Genomic DNA, 18,694 nt, shown 5'->3' with positions numbered 1-18,694 from the left:
TTTTTTAGTTCGCGTCTCCGCGCCGCAGGTTGGGGCTGTGGCGCAAACTAAAAGTTCGCGCTACGGCAGGCTAAAAAATGGCCCGCTCTGTGCAATAAAGCCGGGGCGGGCATCTTTATGGCTCCAACCTTTGCTTGTGCCCGCCCCGCCTATGCGTTTGTTCCTGTTTGCCTGCCTGCTCCTGACCATGATTTTCAGTGCCGACTCTGCTGCTCCCAGCCCGCCGCCCGGCCCCTACGCCGCCCGCTGGAAGAAGATTGACGCGCTGCTGAAAAAGGACCAGACCGCCACGGCTGCGCCGCTGGTAGAGGCCATTTATCAGCAGGCCAAAAAGGAAAACAACAGTGCCGCCTACGTGCGGGCGCTGCTCTATAAAATCCGTCTGCTGCAAGCCAAGCAGGAGGATGCTGATGAAAAAGCAATTGCCTTGCTGGAAGCTGATGTGAAAACGGCCGCCTTCCCGGCCCGGCCCATCCTGCACTCGCTACTGGCCGAGCAGTATACCAACTACCTCAACCAGAACCGCTACCGCCTCTACCAGAGCACGGCGGGGGCCACCCCCACCACCGACGACCAGCAAACCGCCGACGGCGGCACCGGCCTCGCCACCTGGGACATGGGCCGGCTGGGCGCGGCTATCGTGCGGCACTACTACCAATCGGTAGAAGATGAGCCGCAAAAACAACTGAAAACCACCCTGGCCGACCTCGGCGACCTGGCCACTGGCGGCGATGCCGAGGGCCGCGCTCTGCGTCCCACGCTGTACGACCTGCTGGCCCAGCGCGCCATCGAAGGCCTGAAAAATCAGGAGCTGTACGTGACCCGACCCGAGCAGCAATTCCAGCTCACGGACCCCAAACTGTTTGGAACTGCGGCCGAGTTTGCCGCGCTACGGCTGCTGGCCCCGGATGCCGACTCGCTGAACGGCCAGCTGCACGCGCTGCACCTGTTGCAGCGCCTCACGGCTTCGCGCCAGCAGCTGGTGCCGCAGAATGTGGCCGCGCTGGCCGATGTGGATTTGAACCGGATTGATTACCTGCATTCGCTCATTCAGAATACCGATTTGGCGGCGCAGTACGAGCCGGCTTTAGTGCGAATGGCCGAGACGTACAAGGCGCTGCCCATCAGCACAGAATTTATGGCCCGGCGGGCCGAGGCGGTGCGTGAGGCCGGCAACAACGTGGCCGCCGTGGGCCTGGCGCGGGAGGCCGAGGCGCGGTTTCCGAAATCGCGCGGCGCGGCGCGGGCGCGGCAGCTGCGGGCGCAGATTGAGCAGCCGGAGCTGACGTTTTCGGCGGTCGATATCGTGGTGCCCAACCAGCCCTGGCGACTGGACCTGACGGCCCGCAACGTGACTGAGCTGCACGCCTGGGCGTATCGGATTTCGCTGAGCGAATGGGAGAAGTCGGGGCAGTACGACGAGAAGAACCGCACCGTGGCCCAGCGCTACGCCCGTGCCTTGCGGGCCGCGCCGGCGGCGGCCTGGGCGGTGCCGGTACCCCCGCATCCGCAGGATTACAAGGAGCAGAAGTTTGGGGCGGCGGGGGCGGCGCTGCCCATCGGGTATTATCTGGTCATCATCAGCAACCAGGCGGCGAAACCGACGGAGCAGCGGCCGGGTGCGGTGACGAGCTACGGATTCTTAGGAGCTAGTGAGTTGAGTTTGGTAAGCAGGGGCGACCCGGCTGAGTCGGCCGCAAAGCTGCTGCTTTTGCACCGGCAGAGTGGAATGCCACTGGCCAATGTGCAGACCCGGGCGATTTATGACCGGTACGACCAGAAGACTAGAAAGCAGGTCTCCCGCCTGGGCGATGTGGTCGTCACTGCTGCATCGGGCGAAGCAGAGCTGCCCGCGCCCAACCCCGCTGAAACCCATGAGCGGCTGGTGGCCTTGCAGGTTTGGAAAGGGATTGATACGCTGAAGGTAGACTATCGGAATAGCTATTATCCAGACAGGCCCACCTTGGAGCAAGCCCAGCGCCGCACCTTCCTGTTCTCCGACCGCGCCATTTACCGGCCCGGCCAGATACTGTATTTCAAAGGCATTCTGACCGAAACCCTGCGCGCCAAAACCAGCCTCGTGACTGGCCAGGCGGTGAGCGTGCGGCTGGTAGACGTGAACGGCCAGACCGTGCAGACGCTGCCCTTCACGACTTCCGATTTCGGCTCGTTCAACGGCTCGGTGGTGCTGCCTACGGGCCTGCTCAATGGCGAAATGAGCCTGCAAACCGACCACGGCAGCCTCAGCTTCGCGGTGGAGGACTACAAGCGGCCCACCTTTTTGGTCAGCATCGACTCGGTGCCGGGCCGGCCGCAGCTGGGCCAGCCGCTCACCATCAATGGCCGCGCCCGGGCCTACGCCGGGCAGGCCACCGACGGCGCGGCGGTGCGCTACCGCGTGACGCGTCGTGAGCTGTTTCCGCTGTTTGATTATGGCTTTGGCGGGCGCGGCATCTACGCGCCGGGCCGGGGGCAGGGCAGCCAGGAAATTGCTCACGGCACCACTACCACCGATGCCGAGGGCCGGTTCAGCCTCACGTTCACGCCGCCGCTGGTGCCCAAGCCGGCGGGCCGCCGCTGGGAGCCGGGCTACCTGTTCGAGATAACCGCCGACGTGACCGATGCGGCCGGCGAAACCCGCACCGGCACCCGCAGCCTGCCCATCGGCCGCAACCCGCTCAGTTTGCAGCTCACCGGCCCCAATGAGCTGGATAAGCAACATCTGTCCGCCATCAAACTGCTTAGCACCAACGCTACCGGCGAGCCGCTGCCCGCCGCCGGCACGTTGCGCCTGCTGGCCCGCCGCTTCCGGCCGAACCCGCCCGGCGTGCCCGGCCCGGCTCCCGAAGCGGAGGAAAACGAAGCCCCCGCGGAGCTGGTAAAAACCCTGCCCTTCGACACCAAAGCCAGCCCCACGCTGGACCTGAAAGCTACCCTCGCCCAGCTGCCCACCGGCCGCTACCGCCTCGAAGCCCGCGCCGCCGGAACTGATTCGGCCAAAGCGAAGCTCGATTTCATGCTCTACGACTCGCAGGCCGCCACCGTGCCCTTTGCCACGCCCGATTGGTTTGTGGCCCTGGCCGATACCGTGGCCCCCGGCCAATCCACGGAAATTCTGCTGGGCAGCAGCGAATCCGGAGCGCGCATTCTGCTGGAGGTGGAGCGCGAAGGCAAGCTGTTGCGCCAGGAATGGCTCACGCTGAAAGCTGGGGAACAGCGCCGCCTAAGCATCGAAAGCGGCGCGGCCACGGCCGTCGGCCCGCTCTACATCCACACCACGCAGGTGCGCGACAACCGCCTCTACCGCCACGATGCCACCGTGCAAGTGGCCGAGAAGCCGCAGCCACTCCAGCTGTCCATCGCCACGTTCCGCGACCGGCTCCAGCCCGGCCAGAAGGAAACTTGGCGCGTCACCATCCATCAGGCCAACGGCAAAGCGGCTGATGCCGAATTGCTGGCTACGCTATACGACCAGAGCCTGGATATTTTCCGCCCGCATAGTTTTATGGGGCTGGAATTTGGCGCGGGGTATTACCCGGCGCGGTTTGGGTGGCAGGGAAATTTTGGGGAGGTGAATTCGACTTCCTACGCCGCGACTGATGCTGATATGGAGCCAACCGCATTAGCCTACCCGGAATTGAACACCTGGGATGTGCTTCACGGCTCAATTATCGTTGGTTATGGAAGGCCGGGAGGCAGGACCGTACTGCGGATGAGCAATCAAAAACAGGGCGCTCAACTTTCCGAAGTAGTGGTGGCAGACCGAACTATGGTCGCCCCGGCACCAATGGCTTCGGCAACAATGGCACCGCCCCCGCCAATGACTCGGGGAGATATTGATGTGCCAAGAGCCGCCCCCGACCTCTCCACAGTGCCCACCCGCACCGATTTCCGCGAAACGGCCTTCTGGCAGCCGGCCCTGCGCACCGACAAAAACGGCGACCTCGTGCTCGAATTCCAGATGCCCGAGGCCGTGACGCGCTGGCAGCTGCTGGCTCTGGCCCACGACAAAAGCCTGCACAGCGGCCAGCTCGCCCGCCAGCTCGTGACGCAAAAGGAAATCCAGATTACGCCCAACGCGCCGCGCTTCCTGCGGCAGGGCGACACTTTCACCTTTCCCGCCAAGTTCTCGAACCTGACCGACCACGCTACCAGCGGCACTGCGCAATTGTCCCTGCTCGATGCCGCGACGGGCCAGGATATTACCAGCAAGCTCTTGAAAGGCCCGGCGCAGCAAGCCGTGTCGGCCGCCGCGCACCAGAGCGTGGCGCTGGGCTGGGAGATTAGCCTACCTAATGATTTCGCGCCAGCCGCCGTGACGTATAAAGTAGTAGCAGAAGCTTATTCATCCGCTGGAAACGCGCCGGAAGAAAATAAGAAAGCTCGGAAGAAAACCAAAGCAGCTTCCGTGCTCCGCGTAGATGGCTCTGACTATTCCGATGGTGAGGAAAACACCCTCCCTGTCCTCCCCAACCGCATTCTCATTACCGAGAGCCTACCGCTGCCCATCGTCGGCCCCGGCACGCGGGAATTTGAGCTGAAGAAGCTCGCCAGCACCATCAGTCCCACGCGCCGCAACTACTCGCTCACGCTGGAAATGACAGCTAACCCCGCCTGGTACGCCGTGCAGAGCCTGCCCTACCTCATAGAGTACCCCTACGAGTGCTCGGAGCAGGTATTCAGCCGCCTCTACGCCAACCTCATCGCGGCCCAGATTCTCAAGTCGAACCCGCGCTTCAAAACCATCCTGACCGAGTGGACGCGGCAGGCGCAGAGCGGCACCGCTCCCCAGAAAAACGCCCTCGAAAGCAAGCTGGCCCAGAACCAGGAGCTAAAAAACCTGCTGCTCCAGGAAACGCCTTGGGTGCGCGACGCGCAGGGCGAAACCGCCCGCCTGGCCCGCCTCACGGAACTGTTCGACGAAACCCGCCTCAAGGGCGAAACCGCCCGCGCCCTGCTCAAGCTTCAGCGCATGCAGCTGCCCGGCGGGGCCTTCCCGTGGTTCGATAAAATGCCGGAGGACCGGTACATCACCCAGCTCATCGTGGCCGGCTTCGGCAAGCTGCACAAGCTGGGCGCGTTTGATGCCGGGAAAGATGCCGTGGGCCGCGACATCCTGCAAAATGCCCTGCGCTACCTCGATGCCAGCCTCGCCAAAGACTACGCCGACCTGCGCCGCCAGAAAAACGTGAAGCTGGCCGAAAACCACCTCGGTGACCAGCAAATCCAGGCCCTCTACGCCCGCAGCTTCTGGCCCCAGCCGGCCGAAACCACCGCTGCAAAAGCCACAACCTACTACCGCGAGCAGGCCGCTAAATTCTGGCCCGCGCAAACGCGCTACCTGCAAGCGCAACTGGCGCTGGCCCTGTTCCGCCAGGATGCCAAAGCCCCGGCCGCCGCTGAGATTCTGCGTGCCCTCGCCGAAAACGCCCTGCATTCGCCCGAACTGGGCATGTACTGGAAGGAAGTGCGCGGCGGCTACTACTGGCGCGAAGCCCCCACCGAAACACAGGCCACGCTCATCGAAGCCTTCGATGAAGTGAAAATCGACCAGAAATCCGTCGATGAAATGAAGCTTTGGCTGCTGAAGCAAAAGCAGACCCACAGCTGGGAAAGCACCCGCGCCACCGCCGATGCCTGCTACGCCCTGCTGCTGCGCGGCACCGACTGGCTCGCGCCCACCCAGCCCCTGCAAATCACGGTGGGCGGCCAGGCCATCAAACCCGAAGCCGCCCAGGCCGGCACCGGCTACTTCAAAACCAGCTGGCCCGCCGCCGAGGTGCAGCCCGCCCAGGGCAAAGTCACCATCACCAAGCCCGACGCGGGCGTGGCCTGGGGCGCACTCTACTGGCAGTATTTCGAGGATATCGACAAGGTGACACCCGCCGTCACGCCGCTCAGCCTGGAGCGCCAGCTCTACCGCGAAACCCGCACCGCCGGCGGCCCAGTGCTTGAAAAGCTCACGCCCACCTCGCCCCTCAAAATCGGCGATGCGTTGGTGGTGCGCCTCGTGCTCCGCACCGACCGCGCCCTCGAATACGTGCACCTCAAAGACCAGCGCGCCGCCGGCCTGGAGCCTATCGGCCAGACCAGCGGCTACCGCTACCAGAATGGCCTGGGCTACTATGAGTCGCCCCGCGACGCGGCCACCAACTTTTTCCTGAGCGAAGTGCCGCGTGGTACGCACGTGTTCGAGTACCGGCTGCGCGCCAGCCAGGCCGGCGATTTTTCGGGCGGGCTGAGCCAGGTACAGTGTTTGTATGCTCCCGAATTTGGAGCGCAGTCGGCCGGCGTGCGGCTGCGGGTGGCTCCGTAGCCGCCGAGCGGGCAAAATAGGCCCTTAGGCGGCTGAAATGGCTCCGACAGCGTTTAAAACCACTTTTGCCTTGCATTTAACCGGGGTGCTGTGTAGCTTTGTCTTCCGTTGTTATTTCTTTATTCGTCTATGAAGCACCTATTTGTCTTCCTTTTGCTGCTGCTCACCTGGGGCAGTGCTCAAGCCCAAAATGAGAAACAAACACCCGTAACGAAGCTGCCGGGCGAGGAAAACCTCAGCCTCCGCGAGCGCGCCGAGCGTGATTTTCTGATGCCGGTGCGTCGCAAGAAAATCGTAGCCGAAGCCCCCAAAGCCAGCACCGAAGACAACACCGCCGCCCCCGAAACCGACGCCACCGCCCACTACGCCGAGGCCACCGACGAAGCCGTTAACACCTCGGCCCGCACCGCCCGCAGCTACGAGGCCAGCCATGCCGAAGCCCGTGCCGCCCGTCGCGCCGCCGCCCGCCGCGAAGAAGCCCGCGCCGAGGCCAGAGCCGAAGCACGCGCCGAGGCCCGGGCCGAAGCCCGCCGCGCCGCCCGCCATAGCAGCCGCAACAGCAAATCGAAAGCTCACAAATTAACGTCGCACAGCAGCAGCAAAAGCAAGGCAAGCAAGTCGAAAAGCAAGAGCAAGTCGGCCGCGCACAGCAGCAAAAGCACTTCGAAGAGCAAGAGTAGCAAAGCCAAAAGCAAAAGCAGCCACAGCAGCTCCTCGAAAGCCAAGAAAAGCAGTGCCAAAAAGAGCACGGCTCACAAAACCACCAAGAAATCCACGCCCTCCAAAACGAAGAGCAAGACCAAGCACCGCCGCTAGAACACGGTAGTTTGAAACAGCAACGCCCGGCACAGTAGTGTCGGGCGTTGCTGTTTGGAGGCAGTTAGAATGGATTCAACCCGGAACGTCATGCTGAGCGCAGCCGAAGCATCTCTACCGCAATGGTAAATCCAAACGAGTGGGTTACTACTGCGGTAGAGATGCTTCGACTGCACTCAGCATGACGTTCTTCTTTATCCAACAGTTTCAGCCTTACCGCTGGTTGCGGATGATGAAATTGTTGAACGTGGCCGTGCTGCCGGCTGCGCCCTGAGCCACTAGGGCCACGCGCACGCCCCGGTCCCAAGGCGGGAGGTAGGTGCCGTTCAGAGTAAAATTTTCGGTTGGTAGGGGCTGCCAGGTGGCCCCGTCGGTGCTGTAGGCGAAGCGGTAGCGCTGGCCGCCCCACACTTCGAGGCGCAACGTGAGGGTGGGGCAGGCATCGATAAAAATAGTGACCAGGCATTGCTGCTTGCCGCTTTTCAGGTGCCAGATTTGGAGTTGGCCGTTGCCGGCCATCAGGGCCAGGGCGTTGTAGGGGTCGCCCACTGCCGCCAGGCCAGCGAAGGTGTCGATGGGCAGCTTAGCGAAATCAATGGTAGTGGCAGCCTTGTAGGTGGCGGCGTGGGTACGGCGCGCCAGCAGCGCCCCGAGGCGCGAGTCGTGCGCGGCGAGGTGCAACTGGCCGTGGCGCACGGCCGTGGCGGGTTGCTGGCCAATGGGCCACTGCCACTCCAAGCCCAGGCGGTCGCCCCCAAACTCATCGGCCACGTTGAAGCGGGCCATGTTAGCCAGGGCCGGGGCCTGGGGGCTGCGGTTCACAAACTCGGGCCATTCGTCAGCATTCCAGGTAAACTCGCTGAGGAGGCCCTGGCGGCCCACAAACTCGTGGCTTTCGGCCGCGTAGGCGTGGTGCAGCAGGAACCAGCGGCCGTCCAGCTCGGTCACGGTGCCGTGGCCGGGGCATTTCCAGGTGGTATTACGGTCGAGGATGGGGTTTTGCTCGTGCTTCTCCCAGGGGCCCAACAGGTTGCGCGAGCGCGCCACGCCGGTGGCGTAGTTGCAGCCCTTGCCGCAGCAGCTGTTGCCGGCATAAAACATGTAGAACCAGCCGTTGTGCCGCACCAGGGCCGAGCCTTCCACCAGCGGGCCTTCCCATTTCACGTCGTTGCCAAACAGCTCGGTGGCTTCGCCGATGAGGGCGGTGCGCTCATCGTTCAGGCGCTGGGCCCAAATGGGCGTGTCCTGGTGGCAGGAGTTGCCGTCTTCCTTCCAGATGAGGTAGAGGTCGCCGTGCTCATCGGGCATGGCGAAGCCGTCGATGGAGCCGGCTTCCTGGCCTACCAATATGCCGTGGTCGGTGTAGGGGCCGGCGGGGTGGTCGGCGCTGGCCACGGCCACGCACAGCATGCCGCCCTTTTTGCGGGCGGTGTAGTACATGTAGGTGCGGCCGTTCTCGTAGTAAAACTCGGGCGCCCAGAAATTGGAGCCAGCCCAATCGGGCAGCTTTTCGGGGAAAACGTGGCTCACCAGCTCCCAGTCCAGCAGGTTCTTAGAGGTGAAGATGGGGAACACCGCGCCCCACTCGGCCGAGGTGGCACTGGCCCAGTATGTATCGCCGATTTTGGTGACGGTGGGGTCGGGGAAGTCGCCGGGCAATACGACGTGGTCGTAGGAAACGCGGGATGGGGCGGGCGAAACGCCGGGGGCGCCAGCTGCGAGGCGGGCCGCCATTTCTAGTTCAAATGACACGGGTGGGATGTGTTAGGAGAATAGAAAAAAGCTGAAATATTTTATGGTTCAGCTTTCAAGATTTCGAAAGGTAATAATTTGTAATAAATAGTGAATGGCGAAAGAGTTTTAATGAGCCGAATGTCGGAAAATAATCGACGAATGGCAGGCAATATTGGATGAAGTAAACGGCTAAAAGATGATTTTTTGCGGCTTTGATAGGATGTGAAATACTAACTCCATACTTCGGGCCAATATTTCAATGGTATGAGCATAGATATATTATAAAATGATTTTTTCCAAGAATCGGGGATGTATGAAGATTTGCTGAAGTCCCTCCGTAGAAAAGGGGGTGCAAATGATATTGATGAGTTTATCTTCATTCGCCCACTGTTTTGGGAAGGGGGTGTAAACCAAAACAATGGTTTTTCATGTCGCAGGTATCAACTCGCAACAGAGCAGCTTGCGGATATCGCAATGACTTTACAAGGCCATATCCAGATGACTCGACAGGAATTGGCCGCAAGTTTTTGGAAGTCAAAAACAAAACTGCCCGCTTCTTCAAAAAAAGCGGGCAGTTGAAATTTATCGGCTTCAAAAAAAGTCCGGCGCGGGCTACGAGCGGAGCCGCGCCGCTGCCGCTTGCAGCGTGGCCGACTCTTTGGCGACGCAGAACCGGATGAGGCCATCATCGAACCCATCATGATAAAAAGCGGAGACGGGCACCACGGCCACGCCCTTGTCACGGGCCAGAAACTGAGCGAAGGCCAGGTCGCTGGCGGGCGACAAGGCATCGTAGCGGGCCAGCTGGAAGTAGCCGCCGGGCACGGGCAGCAGGTCCCAGCCCGCGCCGTCGAGCAGGGCGCGGAACTCGTCGCGCTTCTGTTGGTAGAAGCCGGCCAGGCGGCGGGCGTGGGCATCGGTGGCATCACCTTCAAGCGCGTCGGCGAGGGCGTGCTGGGTGGGCGTGCTCACGGCGAAGGTGAGGAACTGGTGCACGCGGCGCACTTCGGCCGTGAGGGTGGGCGGAGCGATGCAGTAGCCCACTTTCCAGCCGGTGGCGTGGTAGGTTTTGCCGAAGGACGAGAGCACGAAGCTGCGCTCACGCAGGGCCGGGTGCTGGCGGGCACTCATGCGCGGCGTGCCGTCGAATACGAGGTGCTCGTACACTTCGTCGCTGAGCACTAGCGCGTCGGTGCCATCCAGGAGGCGGGCCAGCTCGTGCCAGTCGTCGGCCGTGAATATGGCCCCGCTGGGGTTGTGGGGCGTGTTCACTATCACCAGACGGGTGCGGGCCGTGAGCACGCGGCGCACGGCGTCCCAGTCGGGCCGGAAGTGTGGGGCGGGCAGGCGCACGTAGCGCGGCACGCCGCCCTGTAGCCGGATGGCGGGGCCGTACAAATCGTAGGCCGGCTCAAATACCACCACTTCATCGCCGGGGCGCACCACGGCGGCCAGCACGGCATAGAGCGCCTCGGTGGCTCCGGCCGTGATGGTGATTTCGGTGGCCGGGTCGGGGGCGGGCGCGTCGGCGTGGAGGCGGGCTACCTGGGTGCCAATGGCCTCGCGCAGCCGGGGCAGGCCGGGCATGGGGGCGTACTGGTGGTGGCCGGGGGTGAGGGCGTGGCGGGCCAGTGCCTCCAGCAGCTCCTGCGGCGGGTCGTAGTCAGGGAAGCCCTGGGCGAGGTTGATGGCCCCGGTTTCCTGGGCCAGCAGGGTCATTTGGGTGAAAATGCTGACGCCAACGTCGGGGAGTTTGGACTGGAGCACGGGCGGGAGGGGAGAGAGTGGTGAGGAGAAGTTAGGATTTCAAAAGAACGTCATGCTGAGCGAAGTCGAAGCATCTCTACCGCGCAAGTAAATCCTATCGAAAGGGATTACTGCTGCGGTAGAGATGCTTCGACTTCGCTCAGCATGACGTTTTGGTTACTCCGCTATCCAAACACCGCAACTGTTCAGCGCCTCACAAATAAATCTGAAACGTAGTCCCCTTATCCACCACGCTGCTCACCTCAAGCCGGCCGCCGTGGTTTTGCACGATGCGGTTGACGAGGTAGAGGCCCATGCCGGTGCCGTCGACGTGGGCGTGGAAGCGGCGGAATAGCTGGAACAACTGCGGGCCGAAGCGTTCGAGGTCGATGCCCAGGCCGTTGTCCTGCACGGTGAGGGTGGGGCGGCCGGTGAGGGCATCGGGGGTGCTGCTGAGGCGGATGCGCGGCGGCCGGCCGGGGGCGGCGTACTTCAGCGAATTGCTGATGAGGTTGAACAGGACGCTTTGCAGGTTGGGACGCACGAAATCAATTGCCGGGAAAGTGGCAAAGTCCAGCTCAAAAGTTGCCTTTGTCTGCTCAATCTGGTCGTGCAGGCTGGCCATTATTTCTCCCGCCAGCTGGCTGAGGTCCACGGCTTCTGCGGGTAGCTCCTGCTGCTGGCGTTGCACCTGCACAATGGCGCTGAGGTCGTCGATGGTGGCATAAATCCGGGCCAGGGCGCGCTCAAAGTAGCTGATGAGCTTGATGGCGTCGGGGTCGCGGAAATAGGCCGTGCGGGTGAGCTCATCAAAGATGCCCGCCATGTTGTTGATGGGCTGCTTGAGGTCGTGCGAGGCGGTGTACACGAAGTTGTCGAGGTCCTCATTGGTGCGCGTGAGGCGGGCATTCTGGGCTTCGAGCTGCTCCTGCGCCTGCTTAAAGTCGTGCACGTCGGTGTTGGCCCCCACCCACAGGGCCACAGCCCCGTCTTTGTCGCGGATGGCTTCGGCGCGGGCCAGAAACCAGCGGTAGTGGCCCATCTGGTCGCGCCAGCGGTGCTCGGCCTCAAAATCGGTGCCGGTGGCCACGCTGTGCTTCCAGCGAACCATGGTGTTGGCCAGGTCATCGGGGTGGATGAACCGCTCCCAGCCCCAGTCGCGCATGGTTTCGAAGGTGCTGCCCGTGAAGTCGTACCAGCGCTGGTTGTAGTAGTTCACGCTGCCGTCGGGGCGCGAGGTCCAGGCCATCTGGGGCAGGGCTTCGAGCAGTTGCTTGAAGCGGGTCTGACTGGCCAGCACCTGCTCCTGGAGCAGGCGCTGCTGATGCACGTCGGTGTTGGTGCCGTACCATTTCTGAATCTGGCCGCCGGGTGCGCGGCGGGCCTGCGCCTGGCCCAGAAACCAGCGGTACTGCCCATCGTAGCGGCGCAGGCGGAACTCGGCCTCGTAGTAGCGCTGGCTGGCAATGGCGGCCTGCCACCGCTCCTGCATGTGGGCGCGGTCGTCGGGGTGCACGAAGCTGAGCCAGTGCGCCGCGCCGTTTTTCTCCATGGCTTCGCCCAGGTAGGCAGCCGTGCGGTGGTTGTAGAAATCCACGGTGCCATCGGGCCGGGCCGTCCACACCTGCTGCGGAATGCTCTCGGCCTGAATACGTTGCTCTTCCTCGCTCTCGGCCAGCTGGGTTTGCAGGCGGCGCAGCTCGGTCACATCAGTATTAGTGCCGAACCAGCGCACCACCTCACCGGTGGCCGCGTCGCGAATGGGCCGGGCGCGGCTCAGAAACCAGCGGAACTCGCCGTCGTGGCGGCGCAGCGGGAACGTGTCTTCCCAGGGCTGCCCGGCCCGGATGGCGGCCAGGTAGTGGGCGTTGATGCCCTCCATCAGGTTGGGGTCATACACGGCCTGCCAGCCCGTGCCCTGCATGGTTTCGAAGGTCGTGCCGGTGTAGTCGTACCAGCGCTGGTTATACCAGAAAATGCGGCCCGTGGCATCGGCCATCCAGGCCAGCTGGGAGATGTTGTCGGCCAGGGCGGCGAAGTCGGTGCGGCTGCGGGTCAGCTCCTCGGTGCGCTCGTGCAGGTCGTGGATTTCCACTGTGGCCGCGCTGAAGCCGGCCAGGTGCCCGGCGGCATCGGTGTAGGGCTGGGCTTTGGTCTGAAACCAGCGCAGCTCGCCATCGCGCCGGCGGCAGCGGAAGGTGGCCTCCCAAGCCTGGCCGGCGGCCATAGCAGCCTGGCCCACGGCACTCACGGCGGCGCGGTCGTCGGGCGGCAGGGATTCCCAAGCCGAATTGGCCGGGCCGGCCGGGTCTAGGCCGGTGTACTCGTAGAAATACGGGTTGGTGTAGGTGATGGAGCCGCTGGGGTCGAAGTTGAAAATGAACACCGGCACCGAAGTCGTGATAGTGCTCACCTGCTCGTTGCGGCGGTTCATTTCGGCCGCCAGGGTCTCGGCGCGCTGGCGGGCATGCACGCGCTCAGTTACTTCCAGCGCAAAATTCAGCACGCCGTACACCTGGTGCTGGTCATCGCGCAGGGGCACCAGGTTCAGGTCGAAGTAGTGCTCCGTATAAGGTTCGGCAGGGTGGTGGCCGGGCAACCGGATGAGCATTTCGTGGCCTCTGAACGGCTCACCGGTCTGATAAACGCGGTCAAGCAACGCCAGGAAGCCCTGCTTCGCTACTTCGGGCTGCACCTCGGCCACGGGCTGGCCCAGGCGGGGGCGCGGGCTCATCAGCTCGTGGTAGCCGACATTGAAAAACGAGTAGCGGTGGTCGGGCCCCTCAAACGTGGCAATGAACGCCGGAGCCTGGGCCAGAATCTGGCTCAGCTGCTGGTCCTTGATTTCGAGGCGCTGTCGGGCCTCGTGCAGCTCGTGAATGTCGAGGTCAGAGCCGAACCACTGTCGGGAGCGGCCCACGGCATCAGCCAGCGGCTCGGGCACGCCCTGGCTCACAAACCAGCGGAATTCGCCGTCGTGGCGGCGTAGGCGCAATTCGTAGCGCCACGGGGTGCCGGCCGCCAGCGCGGCGGCGTACTCGGTGGCCACGCGGGCGGTGTCGTCGGGGTGCAGGCAGGTCACCCAGGCCTCGGCCAGGTCATCCTCCGGCCGGGTGCCGGTGTAAGCGTACCACTGCGGGCTGAGGTAGAGCACCTCCCCGGCCTGGTCGCTGATGAAGGTGATGGACGGCAGGCTTTCCGTCACGAGGCGCAGGCGCTGGTCGGCGGTGTGAGCCTGGGCCAGCAGGGCTTCGTTGCGCTGGCGGGCCTGCACCTGCTCCGTCACGTCGAGGCTGTAGGCCAGCACGCCGGGGGCGGCTCCCGGCTCGCCGGCCAGCGGCAGGTAGCCGAAGTTGTTGTAGTGTTCCTGCGGCTCGCCGGTGGCGGGGTCGGTCAGGATTGACCGCTCCTCGTGGCCCAGCAGGGGCTGGCCGGTGGCCACCACTTGCTGCAACAGTTTCAGGTAGCCCTGCTCGGCAATTTCGGGCAGGCTCTCGGCCACGGTAGCGCCCACGCTGGCGCGCGGCCCCATCATCTGGCGGGCGCGGGCCGAGAGAAAGGTGAACCGGAAATCAGGCGCTTCCATCGTCGTGACGGTGAGCGGCAACTGGTCGAGGATGCGCTGCATGTGGCGCTGCTGAGTGCCCACCTGAAGCTGGGCGCGGTTGCGGGCATCCACGTCGGTGCACAGGCCAAACCAGCGCTGCACCTGCCCATCGGCCCCGCGCTGCGCCACCACCTGCGAGAGAAACCAGCGGTACTCCCCATCCACGCCACGCATCCGGAATTCCAGCTCGAAGGGCTGCGTGCTTTGCAGCGCCGCGCCCCACTGCGCATACATCCGGGCCAGGTCGTCGGGATGGATAATCTGTTGCCACAGAGTCGTTTTGTCGGCCGGAGCCATTTGCAGCACATCGTGGCCGGTGTAGGCGATGAAGCGCTGGTTAGTATAGTCGGCCTGGCCCTGCGCATTGGTGGCCCAGATTAGCTGTGGTAGGCTTTCGGCCAGAAACCGGAACCGTTCCTGCTCCTGCGCGGCCACCTGCTGGCTGTGCAGCTGCGGCGTCACATCCAGCAGGCGCAACAGCACATACTGCGCCCGCTCCGGCGGAATGGGCTGGAGCGTAGCCTGCCAATAGCCGTGCGCCGGGGCCGTGTTTGCCGGTTCGGGCATCAATACCTGCGTTACGCCTGCCAGTGCGGCGGCCAGCGCCGAAGCCCAGGCGGTGCTGGCCGCCAGCAGGCCACCGCCCGTTTCAATCGCGGCGCGCAGGGCCGCCAGCGGCTGCCCGATGAGGGCGCTTGGCGCGGTGCCCGCCGGCAGTAGAGCGGCCAGGGCCGCGTTCAGGTGCAGCACCGTGCCATCGGGAGCCAGCACGCCGTGGGGCGCAGGCAGCAGCGAAAACAGCAGCTCAAAATCCAGCGCGGGCGCGGTAGCAACAGACATAAACGGACGGGGCATTCAACCGAAGCAGACCACCAGCAGGCCACTTCCACTTTCAAAGATAGGCCGCTGGGAGCGGGTGCACAGCGGCTACCAAAAAGCCCCAGCCATTGCGGGCCAGGGCTTTTCGGGCAGCGCGCCCACTGAACAGCCGGCGGCTATAACAGGTTTTTACAACGGGTTTTTCAGGTCGTTGGGAAACAGCTTTTGCACGTGCTCCACCTTGTGCGCCGATACGTGGGCGATGTAGGGGCTTTCGGGGTGCAGGCGGTAGTAGCCCTGGTGGTAGTCCTCGGCGGGCCAGAACTTCTGGAACGGCACCACCTGGGTCACAATCTTGCTGTCGTACTCCTTCGAGGCGTTGACTTTGGCAATGGTCGTTTCCAGAATTTTCTTTTCCTCGGGCGTGCGGTAGAACGCGGCCGAGCGGTACTCCGGGCCGGCGTCCGGTCCCTGGCGGTTCAGCTGGGTGGGGTCGTGCGAGGCGGTGAAGAAAATGTCGGCCAGCTTCTGGTAGCTGATGACTTTGGGGTCGTAGTAAATCTGTACCGTTTCGGTGTGGCCGGTGGTTTTGTCGGCCACTTCCTCATAAGTGGGGTTGGCCTTGGTGCCGCCGGCGTAGCCGCTCACCACCTGCTTCACGCCCTTTATCTCCTCAAAAGCCTCCTCCTGCGCCCAGAAGCAGCCGCCGGCAAACGTGGCCACGGCCAGGCCCGTCAGGTTGGTAGGGGCGAAGCCAGCCGTGGAGCGCGGCGGGTTCTGGGCATCGGCGGGCTGCTGCGAGCCGCAGGCAAACGTGAAGGCCAGCAGGCCAATGCCAAACAAGGATTTCAATTGACTTTTCATGAAAATGATGACGAAAGAGGAATGCCAAAAAGGAATTGCTGCGTCGGTAGACGCGGCTGTGGGGCCGGCCTTACAGCCTGTGCCCAGCTCTTTGCATGCCATGTACGGCCCCGGGCGCGCTCCGGGTTGGGCGGGGTTGCCTGATGTTGGCCACGGACGCAAGCGCAACCGTGCGGCGCATCCGTATTTATGGCGATGCTAAAACCTTTTATATGGTTTGGAAGGGTGCGGGCTGTTCAGAAAAAGTGAAAGTGCTCCCGGTGCGTATCCTTTGCTACGTACTTCACGTAGCAGGCGCAATTGCCGTCCAACCTGTTGCTATGTCCTTACAAACTTTACTTGAAGCACCCCACATCACTATTTCCTACGACCATCTGAATGAGTGGCTTCTGGCCGACTGGCACGGCAACCAGGACCTGGCCAGCGTGCAGCTCGGCGGCCAGGAAATGCTGCGGTTGATGCAGGTGCAGCGCTGCCACAAAGTGCTGAACGACAATACCCGCGTAACCAGCATGTGGAGCGAGGCCGCCGAGTGGGCCGGCAAAGACTGGTTCCCGGCCATGACCGCCGCCGGCCTGCAATACTTCGCCTGGATATACTCGCCCAACCTCTACAGCCGCCTCTCCACCGACCTCACCCTGCAGTTCACGGGCGGCCAGCCAGTGGTGGCCACCTTTGACGACATCGACACCGCCAAAGCCTGGCTGATGCAGATGTAACCGCTGGAATTTTGCAGGAGGTTTGGGTTTCCATTACTTTTTTCACTGTCCTTCCCGTGGAATCTGCTGATACCCTCACCTTTCGCCGGCCCGATGGCCACATCTATCTCACGGCCACCCGCGACCGGGTCAATAACTGGATTCATGCGGAGTGGTCGGGGGTGCAAACCCTGGCCACCATCCAGACCGGCGGCCTGGCCTACATCGACATGCTGCGGGCTGAGCCCTGCGCCAAGCTGCTCAACGACCACCGCGAGCTGGTGGGCCGCTTCGTGGAGGCCAACGAGTGGGTGGCCCAGGTCTGGACGCCGCGCATCATGCAGGCCGGCCTGCGCTACTTTGCCCAAGTGCTGGCCCCGGGCGTGTTCGGGCAGCTCTCGATGCAGGATTTGCACCAGCGCATCAGCGACCAGTTTGAAATAAAAATGTTTGCCCGCCTGGAGGACGCCGAAGACTGGCTGCGCCTTCAGCCCTAAACTCGCGGCCCAAGCTGAACCTATTTGCCGTATTTTTGTCTGAAAGGCCGGGCGCGTCGCTATTCATTGCGCCCACTTTCTGCTTCTTATGGCATCAGCTCCTACCGCTTTCACCGTGGCCACGGCCCCCGAGCCGCACCGCATCCGCACCCGCCAAATCATCAAGGCCCACCCCGAGGTGAAGCAGCTGATGACGCGCAACCCCACCACCTTCCTCATTGGGCTGGGCTGCGTGGTGGCCCAGGTGGCCCTGGCGTATTTCCTGCGGGATAAAGCCTGGTACTGGACCATTCCGGCAGCCTATTTGGTGGGCGCGTTTTTCTCGCACACGCTGTTTGTAGTTATTCACGAAGCAGCCCACAATCTGGTTTTCAAGAAGATATGGCAGAACGTGGCCACCGGCATTCTGGCCAATTTTCCGTCGATTTTTCCTACGGCCATCAGCTTCAAGAATTTCCACATCAAGCACCACGTTTTTCAGGGTGTGCACGAATTGGATGCCGACCTGCCCGACTGGTACGAGGCCAAATTGATTCATAACTACAGCATTGGCAAGGCCATCTGGCTGTTTTTCTTCCCGCTGTTTCAGGTGATTCGCACGGCGCGCTGCCGCGAGGTAGCTACCATCGACCGCTACGTGGCCGCCAACATTGTGGCCCAGATTGCTTTCGATGCGGCCATCGTGTACTTCTTCGGCTGGACGGCGCTGCTGTATCTGTTCCTCAGCTTCTGGTTCTCGGTGGGCCTGCACCCGCTGGGGGCGCGCTGGATTCAGGAGCACTACCTCACCCTCAGCGACTCGCAGGAAACCTATTCCTACTACGGCCGCCTCAATGGCATCAACCTCAACGTGGGTTTCCACAACGAGCACCACGACATGCCCAGCATTCCGTGGAATAATTTGCCCAAAATAAAGGCCATTGCGCCCGAGTTCTACGAGCCGCTGCTGGCCCACACCAGCTACACCAAGCTCTTCTTTAAATTCCTATTCGACCAGGAAATCAGCCTCTACTCGCGCATCATGCGCAAGGAGCGCGGCACCGCCACCCTCAAGGACCAGAGCGTGCCGGATAAGGAATTGCTGTCGGCGTAAGGCCATCGAACCACAAAAAAAGGCGGCCCAATTAGGCCGCCTTTTTTGTGGTCAATAATCGAAAGCCAGACGGGCGCTTAGTTCGTGCGAACCGAGTCACAGGATACCGTGGAGAGGTTGCTGAGCGTGACGAAGGGCACCGGGGTGGTCGTGCCATCGGCCGCCAGACATGCCATGCCGGGGCCAGTCGAGGCCTTGGTATAAGTGAAGTACAACCGATGGCCCAGATTGCCCAGGCTGGCGGAGTTGGCCACGGCCACCACGTTGTTGCCCAAAAAGCGGTTGCCGTACACCGAAACCGCCCGGGCCCCGATGGGATAAGCCGGGTCAACATCAACCAAAACGCCCAACATGCAGGTAGTGGCCACCACTGTGCCGTTGTAGCAGTCGGGTTGCGGTTTAGCGCAGTCTTTTTTGCAGCCGAGGAGCGAGCCGGCCGTGAGCGCGGCCAGGCAGAGAGAGGATGAGAGGCGAAGCATAAGCAGGGCTGGAAAAGTGAAATAA

The 18,694-nt window shown here is 62.8% G+C and carries 11 protein-coding genes; 6 read left to right on the top strand and 5 right to left on the bottom strand.

Translation table 11 applies throughout. From position 1 onward, the window contains the following. Positions 1 to 151: 151 nt before the first annotated feature. Positions 152 to 6,316, top strand: coding sequence for an alpha-2-macroglobulin family protein (locus tag ACYU70_RS18215; protein WP_342298544.1), 6,165 nt, complete (start codon positions 152 to 154; stop codon positions 6,314 to 6,316). A 129-nt stretch (positions 6,317 to 6,445) separates the two neighbouring features. Next, on the top strand, positions 6,446 to 7,132 hold the full coding sequence (locus ACYU70_RS18210; RefSeq protein WP_342298545.1) for a hypothetical protein: 687 nt from the start codon (positions 6,446 to 6,448) through the stop codon (positions 7,130 to 7,132). 213 nt (positions 7,133 to 7,345) lie between these two features. On the opposite strand, the gene ACYU70_RS18205 is transcribed toward ACYU70_RS18210, so the two are convergent. Further along, on the bottom strand, positions 7,346 to 8,884 hold the full coding sequence (locus tag ACYU70_RS18205; RefSeq protein WP_342298547.1) for a family 43 glycosylhydrolase: 1,539 nt from the start codon (positions 8,882 to 8,884) through the stop codon (positions 7,346 to 7,348). A 291-nt stretch (positions 8,885 to 9,175) separates the two neighbouring features. Between ACYU70_RS18205 and ACYU70_RS18200 the strand changes: the two genes are divergently transcribed. Further along, positions 9,176 to 9,445, top strand: coding sequence for a hypothetical protein (locus ACYU70_RS18200; protein ID WP_342298549.1), 270 nt, complete (start codon positions 9,176 to 9,178; stop codon positions 9,443 to 9,445). Positions 9,446 to 9,478: 33 nt separating this feature from the next. Here the strand turns inward: ACYU70_RS18200 and ACYU70_RS18195 are convergent, their stop codons facing one another. The 3 genes from ACYU70_RS18195 to msrA all read right to left on the bottom strand — a co-directional run bounded on the left by ACYU70_RS18195 (position 9,479) and on the right by msrA (position 15,902). Further along, positions 9,479 to 10,633 (bottom strand): methionine aminotransferase, encoded by a 1,155-nt coding sequence (locus tag ACYU70_RS18195; protein ID WP_342298550.1) that lies wholly within the window; start codon positions 10,631 to 10,633, stop codon positions 9,479 to 9,481. A gap of 193 nt (positions 10,634 to 10,826) precedes the next feature. After that, positions 10,827 to 15,059: a PAS domain-containing sensor histidine kinase gene (locus ACYU70_RS18190; protein WP_342298552.1), complete on the bottom strand. Its 4,233-nt coding sequence runs from the start codon at positions 15,057 to 15,059 to the stop codon at positions 10,827 to 10,829. A 168-nt stretch (positions 15,060 to 15,227) separates the two neighbouring features. Next, a complete protein-coding gene (gene msrA, locus ACYU70_RS18185; protein ID WP_342298554.1) occupies positions 15,228 to 15,902 on the bottom strand; it encodes a peptide-methionine (S)-S-oxide reductase MsrA in 675 nt (224 codons plus the stop codon). A 320-nt stretch (positions 15,903 to 16,222) separates the two neighbouring features. On the opposite strand from msrA, the gene ACYU70_RS18180 reads away from it, so the two are divergent. The 3 genes from ACYU70_RS18180 to ACYU70_RS18170 all read left to right on the top strand — a co-directional run bounded on the left by ACYU70_RS18180 (position 16,223) and on the right by ACYU70_RS18170 (position 18,190). Further along, positions 16,223 to 16,621, top strand: a complete 399-nt coding sequence (locus ACYU70_RS18180; RefSeq protein ID WP_342298556.1) for a hypothetical protein — start codon at positions 16,223 to 16,225, stop codon at positions 16,619 to 16,621. A 56-nt stretch (positions 16,622 to 16,677) separates the two neighbouring features. Then, positions 16,678 to 17,097 carry a hypothetical protein gene (locus ACYU70_RS18175; protein WP_342298558.1) on the top strand — a complete coding sequence of 140 codons (420 nt, stop codon included), beginning with the start codon at positions 16,678 to 16,680 and terminating at the stop codon, positions 17,095 to 17,097. An 88-nt stretch (positions 17,098 to 17,185) separates the two neighbouring features. Then, entirely contained in the window at positions 17,186 to 18,190 is a 1,005-nt protein-coding gene (locus ACYU70_RS18170) for a fatty acid desaturase (RefSeq protein ID WP_342298559.1), read from the top strand. A gap of 77 nt (positions 18,191 to 18,267) precedes the next feature. Here the strand turns inward: ACYU70_RS18170 and ACYU70_RS18165 are convergent, their stop codons facing one another. Beyond that, the gene (locus ACYU70_RS18165) at positions 18,268 to 18,669 is read right to left on the bottom strand and encodes a hypothetical protein (protein ID WP_342298560.1); all 402 of its coding nucleotides are present in this window, start codon (positions 18,667 to 18,669) and stop codon (positions 18,268 to 18,270) included. Positions 18,670 to 18,694 lie beyond the last annotated feature (25 nt).

The sequence above is a fragment of the Hymenobacter segetis genome (genome assembly GCF_054776495.1).
This window is presented reverse-complemented; position numbering and strand designations above follow the sequence as displayed.

Coding starts and splice junctions, on each gene's coding strand:
- ACYU70_RS18215 (WP_342298544.1), top strand. CDS start 152: ATGCGTTTGTTCCTGTTTGCCTGCCTGCTCCTGACCATGATTTTCAGT.
- ACYU70_RS18210 (WP_342298545.1), top strand. CDS start 6,446: ATGAAGCACCTATTTGTCTTCCTTTTGCTGCTGCTCACCTGGGGCAGT.
- ACYU70_RS18200 (WP_342298549.1), top strand. CDS start 9,176: ATGTATGAAGATTTGCTGAAGTCCCTCCGTAGAAAAGGGGGTGCAAAT.
- ACYU70_RS18190 (WP_342298552.1), bottom strand. CDS start 15,059: ATGTCTGTTGCTACCGCGCCCGCGCTGGATTTTGAGCTGCTGTTTTCG.
- msrA (WP_342298554.1), bottom strand. CDS start 15,902: ATGAAAAGTCAATTGAAATCCTTGTTTGGCATTGGCCTGCTGGCCTTC.
- ACYU70_RS18180 (WP_342298556.1), top strand. CDS start 16,223: ATGTCCTTACAAACTTTACTTGAAGCACCCCACATCACTATTTCCTAC.
- ACYU70_RS18170 (WP_342298559.1), top strand. CDS start 17,186: ATGGCATCAGCTCCTACCGCTTTCACCGTGGCCACGGCCCCCGAGCCG.
- ACYU70_RS18165 (WP_342298560.1), bottom strand. CDS start 18,669: ATGCTTCGCCTCTCATCCTCTCTCTGCCTGGCCGCGCTCACGGCCGGC.